Below are 6558 nucleotides of genomic sequence, written 5' to 3'. Positions count from 1 at the left end.
CGGCGCCGCCGCCTGCAACGCCGGCTAACCGGCGGCCCCTTGGGGCCGCGACTCGAGCGCGCCAGCGCTCCAATAAACACAGCGTCAAACCTCTGGGACTACTAAACCCCCGAAGCTCTGCCGCACAACCTCACCGGTCCAACATCGCCACACACTCAACATGATGCGTCCCCGGAAACGCATCAAACGCCCGCAACTCCGCCAGGTGATACCCCGCATCCAGATACAACCCCAGATCCCGAGCGAAAGCCGCCGGATCACAACCGATGTGCACAATCCGACGAGGATCCGCATCAGTCACCGCAGCGACAACATCCTTACCCGCCCCAGCACGCGGCGGGTCGAGAACAACAACATCCGACCGCCCCGAAGCACCCCGCGCCCACCGCTCGACACGATCGGCCCGCATCACCAACCACGGCAAATCCCCCAACACAGCCATCCCGTCGGCAACCGCCGACCGAGAAGACTCCACCCCGGTCACCGCCCCGGTCTGCCCCGTCTGCTCGGCCAGTCGAGAAGCGAACACCCCGACCCCGGCATAGAGATCCCAGCCTGACCCACCGGGAGCCAGCCCCGACCACTCAGCGATCAGATCCGAATAACATTGCGCCGCACCACGATGCGCCTGCCAGAACCCCGTCGCCGACAACTCCCACCGACGCCCCGCCACATACTCCACAACCCGACCCGAGCCTTCGACCACACACTCCTCACGCGGTGCGTTCATGGCCGACTTCCGCGAAGCCGCCCGATCCCGAATCGCCCCACGCTCGTCGCCCACCGGCGGCGTCGACTCACGACGACGCCCCGGACGCTGCCCACGACCACGACCCGCACCACGCGGAGTCTCGGGCCGACCGGCCGGACCCCCGGCAGGCGTCTCCGCCAGTTCGACGATGTGGCGCGCACCGTCGCCGTCCACCGCGACAACCAGGTCGGCCCCCGGCGTCCACAGCCGATCCGCGACACCGTCGAGCGCACCCGCGACAGGCTGCGGGCAGCGCAGATCGTTGATCACCTCGGTGCTGCGGTAGCGATGCACACCCGCACGCCCCGCGGAATCGACAACCAACCGCACCCGCGTACGCCAACCACCGGTGATGTCACCGGGATCCCCGGCGATCGGCTCGACCGTCACCTCCGGCTCGATCTTGGCCAACCGCCGCAACTGCTCGGACACCACCGTGGCCTTGAGCGCGCGCTGCGCCTCGGGAGTAGCGAAGGAGAAGTCACAGCACCCCGCACCACCAGGCCCCGACACCGGACAGGTGGCAGGCACCCGATCCGGGGACGCCTCGATGATCTCGATCGCGTCGGCCCGGCAGAACGACCCGCCACGGTCCTCGGTCACCCGGGCGCGCACCAGCTCACCGGGTAGCCCGTGTCGCACGAACACGACCCGCCCCTCGTGGCGCCCCACGATGAAACCACCGTGTCCGGGCGCCCCGAGACGCACCTCGAATTCCTGTCCGCTCCAATCACTCACGGTCACACCCACTCTCACCCTCGACCGGCGCGGCGCTCATTCGCGACGTCCTGGTCGTTCGAAACCTCGGCGCACCGAACCCGGTGCGTTCACTTCGCCTGCCTGCTTGGCCCTGGTGGAGGAACTGAGCTGCCACGGCACGCTCGTCACCATCACACCCGGCTCGAACAGCAGCCTGCCCTTCAACCGCAGCGCCGACTGGTTGTGCAGCACCTGCTCCCACCAGTGACCGACGACGTATTCGGGGATGAACACGGTGACCACATCACGCGGTGCGTTCTTGCGCACCCGCTTGACGTATTCGAGCACCGGTTTGGTGATCTCGCGGTAGGGCGATTCGATCACCTTCAGCGGTACGTTGATCTCGCTGTTCTCCCACTCGCGCACGAGCTTGCGGGTGTCGGCGTCGTCGACGTTGACCGTCACCGCTTCGAGAGTGTCGGGCCGGGTCGCGCGGGCGTAGGCCAGTGCGCGCCGGGTGGGCAGGTGCAACTTGGAGACCAGGACCAGGGAGTGGGTACGGCTGGGCAGCACACCGTCCCAGTCGGATTCGTCGAGTTCGCGCGAGACCGAGTCGTAGTGCTTGCGGATCAGCTTCATCACGATGAAGATCGCCACCATCACCACGATCGCGATCCAGGCCCCGGCGAAGAACTTGGTGGCCAGCACGATCACCAGCACCGCACCGGTGGCGGTCAGGCCGATCGCGTTGATCACCCGCGAACGCTTCATCTGCCTGCGCTGGGCCGGGTCGGTCTCGGTGCGCAGCAGGCGCGTCCAGTGCCGCAACATGCCGGTCTGGCTCAGCACGAACGACACGAACACACCGACGATGTAGAGCTGGATGAGCTTGGTCACCTCGGCGCCGAAGACCACCACGAACGCGATCGCCGCACCCGAGAGGAACAGGATGCCGTTGGAGAACGCGAGCCGGTCGCCGCGGGTGTGCAGCTGGCGGGGCAGATAGCGGTCCTGGGCCAGGATCGAGCCGAGTACGGGGAAACCGTTGAACGCGGTGTTGGCGGCCAGCACCAGGATCAGCGCGGTGACGATGGTGATGAAGAAGAAGCCGATCGGGAAGCCGTGGAATACCGCTTCGGCGATCTGCGCGATCAGGGTCTTCTGGTGGTAATCGGCGGGCGCGCCGACCAGATTCGCCGGGTCGTGGGCATAGACGACCTTGATCTTCTGGGCGAGGATGATGATGCCCATCAGCAGCACGATCGCGATGGTGCCCAGCAGCAGCAGGGTGGTCGCGGCATTGCGCGACTTGGGTTTACGGAATGCGGGCACGCCGTTGCTGATGGCCTCGACACCGGTCAGCGCCGCACAGCCCGACGAGAAGGCACGCGCGATCAGGAACGCGAAGGCCAGGCCGTAGAGGTGCTCGTCCTCGGCGTTGAGCCCGAAACCGGCGGACTCGGCCTGGACGTCGTCGCCGAGCACATAGCTACGGAACAGCCCCCAGCCCAGCATCGCGAACATGCCGACGATGAACGCGTAGGTGGGAATCGCGAAGGCGGTGCCGGATTCGCGGATGCCGCGCAGGTTGATCGCGGTGAGGATCGCGATCGCCACCACCGCGAACAGCACCTTGTGGGTGGCGACGAACGGGATGGCCGAACCGATGTTCGAGGCGGCCGAGGAGATCGACACTGCCACGGTGAGGACGTAGTCGACCAGCAGCGCGCTGCCGACCGTCAAACCGGCATTGGGGCCGATGTTCTTGGTCGCGACCTCGTAGTCACCACCGCCGGACGGGTAGGCGTGCACGTTCTGCCGGTAGCTGGCGACGACCACCGCCATCACCAAGGCGACAGCGACGCCGACCCACGGCGCGTACACATAGGCCGAGATGCCCGCCGCCGACAGCACCAGGAAGATTTCCTCCGGGGCATAGGCGACCGACGACATCGCATCGGAGGCGAAGACCGGAAGAGCGATACGCTTGGGCAACAACGTGTGGCCGAGCGAATCGCTACGGAACGGCCTGCCCAGCAGCACTCGCTTGGCTGCCGTCGTCAACTTGGACACCGGGCTGAGCATAGAGCAGTTCACCGGCACCTTCGCGCACACGTTCATCGGCGTCACGGCGAGGTCGAAGATTGTTTGCACCGCGTCGCCGAGGGGAAAATGGGCGATGGGAGCATCCGGCGGGTACGGTCCTTGCCGGACGCCACGGGTAGGCCAGGAACGAGGGTGCACGGTGTACGTAGTGATCATGGGGTGCGGGCGTGTCGGCTCGTCACTGGCGCGTGCGCTGACCCGGGTGGGTCACGAGGTCACGGTCATCGACCGCGATCCCACCGCCTTCCGCCGCCTGGGTGAGGGATTCACCGGACAGCAGGTGATCGGCGTCGGTTTCGACCGTGACGTACTGACTCGCGCGGGGATCGAGCGCGCCGACGCGTTCGCCGCGGTGAGCTCCGGTGACAACTCCAACATCATCTCCGCCCGAGTGGCCAGGGAGATGTTCGGCGTCGAACGTGTCGTTGCTCGCATCTATGACGCCAAGCGCGCCGAAGTGTACGAACGGCTGGGCATCCCGACCATCGCGACGGTCCCGTGGACCACCGACCGGTTCCTGCGCACCCTCATCGGCGACAACTCGACCACCACCTGGCGCGACCCCACCGGCGCGGTCGCGGTCACCCAGCTGACCCTGCACGAGGACTGGTCCGGGCGCACGGTGCGCGACCTGGAACGCGACCTGAAGGTGCGGGTGGCGTTCGTCCTGCGCTTCGGCCAGGGCCTGCTCCCCGAATCCAAGACGATCGTCCAGGCCGACGATGTCGTCTACGTCGCGGCCACGTCCGGCACCGTCGGCGAGGCGATCGCGCTGGCCGCCAAGGCACCACTGAGCGAGGACTGAACATGAAGGTCGCCATCGCCGGAGCGGGCGCGGTCGGGCGCTCGATCGCCAGGGAACTACTGCGCGGCGGGCATCGGGTGATGCTGCTGGAGCGCCAGCTCGATCACATCGACCCGGCCGCCATCCCCGACGCCGTCTGGGTGCACGCCGACGCCTGCGAGCTGTCGCTGCTGGAGAACGCCGATCTCGAGACCTACGAGGTGGTGATCGCGGCCACCGGTGACGACAAGGCCAATCTGGTGCACGCCCTGCTCGCCAAGACCGAGTTCGGGGTGCGCCGGGTGGTGGCCCGGGTCAACGATCCGCGCAACGAATGGCTGTTCAACGAGTCGTGGGGAGTCGACGTGGCGGTGTCGACGCCGCGGCTGCTCGCCTCGCTCGTCGAGGAGGCCGTGTCGGTGGGTGATCTGGTGCGACTGATGACGCTGCGGCAGGGCCAGGCCAACCTGGTCGAGATCACCCTGCCCGCCGACACCCGGCTGGCGGGCAAACCGGTGCGCACGCTGTCGATGCCGCGCGACACCGCGCTGGTGACGATCCTGCGCGGTGGCCGGGTGATCGTGCCCCAGCCCGACGATCCGTTCGAAGGCGAGGACGAACTGCTGTTCGTCACCTCGGTGGAGGCCGAAGAGGATCTGCGGCTGACCCTGGCCACCCACGACGTGAAGCCGTAAGCCTTTACGCCGCTTTCAGTTCCGCGCGCAGCTTGTTGAGCGCGCGGTGCTGCATCACCCGGACCACACCGGGGCTGGTGCCGATGGCCTCGGCGGTCTGGGCCGCGCTCCAGCCGAGCACGATCCGCATCATCAGCACCTCGCGATGATTGGGGGCGAGCACCTTCATCAGTTCAAGGGTGGCGGCGCGGCGTTCGAACGCCAGCACCCACTCCTCCGGACCCGCCGAGGTGCTCGCGGTGTCGGGGAGCTCGGCCGTCGGGTAGGCGGTGTGCTTGCCGCGACGGAAGGCGTCGGAGACCTTGTTGGCGGCGATGCCGTAGACGAAGGCCAGGAACGACTTACCCTGATCGCGGTAGCGCGGGATGGCGCTGACGGTGGCGATCAGGACTTCCTGGGTGACATCGTCAGCGGTGACGGTGAGGTGGCCGGTGGCCCCCATGCGGGCGGCGCAGTAGCGGCGGACCAGCGGGTGGACCAGGCGCAGGATCTCGGCGACGGCGTCGCGATCACCGCGGGCGGCGGGCCCGATCAGCTTGTCGAGTTCGAGGCCGATGCGCTTGCTCTCCGAGAGCACGGCCGTCTTGGCGGTGTCGCGTCGGGGTGCGGCGGCCGGTCGCTCGCTTCGGTGCTCGGTTGCCATCATGGTCGCCGTTCCTTTCACGATCATCGCGTGTTTTTCGGTACGCATTGATCGTGCGACGAACGGGGTCCGGCAACCAGACACCCCAGGGTGGGTACTTCCCCACCTCCGGCGGCGCGTTACCCCACCCTTACGCGGGCACGGATTCCGTTCCGGCCCCGGCCTTTTCTCCCTTTTCGGCGGGCATGTGCCCCGCCTTGCGCACCGCCCACACGGTGACCACCAGGGCGATCGCGGTGAGCGGCCAGCCCATGGCGATGCGCGCCACGGCCAGCCAGGTGGTGTGGTCGGTGTCGTAGAGCTGCGACTGCACCAGGTAGCGGGCGCCGAACACGACCACCCACACGACGGTGGCCAGGTCGTAGAGCTTGCGGATGCGCTTGTCGGTGCGCCAGCGGTGACCGTGGCCGTTGAGCGCGCCCCAGATCACCCCGACCAGCGGTCGGCGCAGCAGGATCGACAGCGCGAACACGCCCGCGTACACCAGGCTGGTGTAGATGCCGAACAGGAAGAAGCCCTTGGCCTCACCCACCCGCTGGGCGATGAACGCGCACAGGCCGACACCGAGGAAGCCGGAGATCGCCGGCTGGATCGGGCTGCGCTGCACCAACCGCCACACCAGGATGGCGGCGGCCACGCCGAGGGCGGCCCAGATGGCCACCGTCAGGTTCGTGAAGGAGTTCACCGGAACGAACACCAACACGGGCAGGGTGGAGTAGATCAGGCCGCTGAAACCGCCGAGCTGCTCGAGCAAGGTTTGTTCGGCCTTGCCGACCTCGGCGTCGATTTCCGGGTCCACCGTCTCATCGGTGACCACGGGCAACGCCACGGTGGCTTCGGGGTCCGCGCCAGTGCGGTATTCGTCGCTGGAGGGCATACG

The 6558-nt window shown here is 67.5% G+C and carries 6 protein-coding genes; 2 read left to right on the top strand and 4 right to left on the bottom strand.

Features of this window, described 5'->3' with window-relative positions; all coding sequences use genetic code 11:
* Positions 1-130 precede the first annotated feature (130 nt).
* Entirely contained in the window at positions 131-1489 is a 1359-nt protein-coding gene (locus ACFW6D_RS25420; RefSeq protein ID WP_379332069.1) for a class I SAM-dependent RNA methyltransferase, read from the bottom strand.
* Positions 1490-1525: 36 nt separating this feature from the next.
* Positions 1526-3523 (bottom strand): APC family permease, encoded by a 1998-nt coding sequence (locus ACFW6D_RS25415; RefSeq protein WP_379332044.1) that lies wholly within the window; start codon positions 3521-3523, stop codon positions 1526-1528.
* Between the two features lie 172 nt (positions 3524-3695).
* Here ACFW6D_RS25415 and ACFW6D_RS25410 point away from each other — a divergent pair, with 172 nt between their 5' ends.
* Together ACFW6D_RS25410 and ACFW6D_RS25405 are read left to right on the top strand one after the other, a co-directional pair.
* Positions 3696-4361, top strand: coding sequence for a potassium channel family protein (locus ACFW6D_RS25410; protein ID WP_379232037.1), 666 nt, complete (start codon positions 3696-3698; stop codon positions 4359-4361).
* Positions 4362-4363: 2 nt separating this feature from the next.
* Positions 4364-5035, top strand: a complete 672-nt coding sequence (locus ACFW6D_RS25405) for a potassium channel family protein (RefSeq protein ID WP_379332042.1) — start codon at positions 4364-4366, stop codon at positions 5033-5035.
* A gap of 4 nt (positions 5036-5039) precedes the next feature.
* Here the strand turns inward: ACFW6D_RS25405 and ACFW6D_RS25400 are convergent, their stop codons facing one another.
* Together ACFW6D_RS25400 and ACFW6D_RS25395 are read right to left on the bottom strand one after the other, a co-directional pair.
* On the bottom strand, positions 5040-5678 hold the full coding sequence (locus ACFW6D_RS25400) for a sigma-70 family RNA polymerase sigma factor (protein WP_379332068.1): 639 nt from the start codon (positions 5676-5678) through the stop codon (positions 5040-5042).
* Between the two features lie 130 nt (positions 5679-5808).
* The gene (locus ACFW6D_RS25395; RefSeq protein WP_379332040.1) at positions 5809-6555 is read right to left on the bottom strand and encodes a DUF3159 domain-containing protein; all 747 of its coding nucleotides are present in this window, start codon (positions 6553-6555) and stop codon (positions 5809-5811) included.
* Between the last annotated feature and the right edge of the window lie 3 nt (positions 6556-6558).

This window comes from Nocardia sp. NPDC058705, assembly GCF_042749305.1.
In the GTDB taxonomy this organism is placed as follows: domain Bacteria; phylum Actinomycetota; class Actinomycetes; order Mycobacteriales; family Mycobacteriaceae; genus Nocardia.
This window is presented reverse-complemented; position numbering and strand designations above follow the sequence as displayed.

Bases quoted from the DNA above. Each gene is read 5' to 3' on its own strand.
- ACFW6D_RS25405 (WP_379332042.1), top strand. From the start codon at position 4,364: ATGAAGGTCGCCATCGCCGGAGCGGGCGCGGTCGGGCGCTCGATCGCC.
- ACFW6D_RS25395 (WP_379332040.1), bottom strand. From the start codon at position 6,555: ATGCCCTCCAGCGACGAATACCGCACTGGCGCGGACCCCGAAGCCACC.
- ACFW6D_RS25400 (WP_379332068.1), bottom strand. From the start codon at position 5,678: ATGGCAACCGAGCACCGAAGCGAGCGACCGGCCGCCGCACCCCGACGC.